Annotated in this window: 1 protein-coding gene; it reads left to right on the top strand. The window is 71.7% G+C overall.

The window, feature by feature from the left end; all coding sequences use genetic code 11:
• Window positions 1-254, top strand: a 254-nt coding sequence (locus tag AC2ETI_RS32810; protein ID WP_483635075.1) for an LCP family protein, incomplete at both ends; no start/stop codon positions are given.

Genomic DNA, 254 nt, shown 5'->3' with positions numbered 1-254 from the left:
GCCCAGGGCGCCGGGACGACGTGGCTGCTGGTGGGCTCCGACAGCCGCTCCGACCTGACCCCCGAACAGCAGGCCGAGCTCGCCACCGGCGGCGACCTCGGAAACAGCCGCACCGACACGATCCTGCTGGTGCACCTGCCGGGCCTGGGATCGAGCACCCCGGCCACGATGGTCTCGATCCCCCGCGACTCCTACGTCCCGATCCCCGGCTACGACAGCGACAAGATCAACGCCGCGTTCTCCCTCGGCGGTCC

The sequence above is a fragment of the Rhodococcus sp. MurmanLake-1 genome, assembly GCF_056945715.1.
This window is presented reverse-complemented; position numbering and strand designations above follow the sequence as displayed.